Source organism: Terriglobus sp. YAF25, assembly GCF_052113305.1.
GTDB lineage: Bacteria > Acidobacteriota > Terriglobia > Terriglobales > Acidobacteriaceae > Terriglobus.
Genome location: NZ_JBFRCY010000990.1, coordinates 1 through 1,283 on the forward strand (window position 1 = coordinate 1; position 1,283 = coordinate 1,283).

2 protein-coding genes are annotated in these 1,283 nt (G+C 56.7%); both read right to left on the reverse strand.

The genetic code is table 11. From position 1 onward, the window contains the following. The coding region (locus AB4043_RS25895) for an RNA polymerase sigma factor (protein WP_442308573.1) at nucleotides 1-661 on the reverse strand (661 nt) is incomplete at its 3' end. Then, complete coding sequence (locus AB4043_RS25900; protein ID WP_442299710.1) at nucleotides 658-1,080, reverse strand: YciI family protein; 423 nt, start codon at nucleotides 1,078-1,080, stop codon at nucleotides 658-660. The genes AB4043_RS25900 and AB4043_RS25895, both read right to left, overlap by 4 nt. Nucleotides 1,081-1,283 lie beyond the last annotated feature (203 nt).

The window sequence follows — 1,283 nt, forward strand, 5'->3', positions numbered from 1 at the left end:
GCAATGCGTCGTCACAGAGTGCGACCCGCATCCACTCCTCGCCTGAGGTTGCCGTATATCCCTCATTGAAGATCAGGTAGACGACCGAAAGTACGGACTCCACTCTTCTGCGCAGCTCATCTCCACGCGGAGTCTCAAAGGGAACATGGGCTTCGGTGAGAGTCCTCTTGGCGCGAAAGATCCGCTGGCCCAGAGTCTTCTCCGGCACCAGGAAAGCCCGGGCAATCTCGGCTGTGGTGAGTCCGCAGATCAGCCGCAACGTAAGTGCGACACGGCCTTCCATTGCGAGAACCGGATGGCAGGCAGTAAAGATAAGGCGCAGGACATCGTCGTCGATGACCTGGTCCAGGGCTCTGTCCAATGCGTCCGACAACTGTTGTTGTTGGAACTCAATTTCCCGGGCGATCTCTCCGTGTTTCTGGTCGAGCATTTGTCCGCGACGTAAATAGTCAATGGCGCGACGTTTGGCTGCCGTCATCAGCCATGCCCCAGGCTTTTCCGGGATACCTTCTTCCGGCCATTGCTCGAGAGCCGCGACGAGCGCATCCTGCGCCAATTCCTCCGCAAGGCCGACGTCGCGGGTAACGCGTGCAATCCCCGCGATAAGGCGGGTGGATTCAATCTTCCACACCGCCTCAATCGTCTGATGGATTTTGCTCATGCTTTGACGGCCACGGTATTCGTCAGAGTCTCGAAGCCTTCCGCTGCCTTCTGAATGTCCTCGGGAAAATCGCTCATCTCTTGAATTTGACGCACTTCGATGATCTCGTTGTTTGCCATCGGCGCGCGCCTGGCCCATTCAATCGCTTCCTCCCGCGACCGCACCTGAATGATCCAGTAGCCCCCAACGACCTCTTTAGCTTCGGCGAAAGGTCCATCTGTAACCGTAGCTTTGCCGTCGGTGTAGGAAATACGTGCCCCGGTCGAAGGAGGCAGGAGCCCATCGAGCGCCAACAGCACGCCGGCCTTCTGCAGACTCCTGTTGTACTCCATCATCTTGGCCACTGCTTCGGCGCTTGGGATAGCATTTGGAGCTGCACTTTCATAGCCCTTTGGGATCACGATCATCATGAAACGCATAGCTTTCTCCTATTATCGATTCCAACCAAATTGGTCGTTCTACCTAAACGTCGAACCGGGAGTGCCGATTTCTACGAGGCCACAATAAAATCCTGGTTCTTTTGCCCGTCCGAGGTTTCCGGCTGCTGGCCCCGCGAGATACCGCGTACGGCGAAAATACGGTTCCATTTTGGGTCCGCAACCAAAGTCTGACGGTCGGGGCC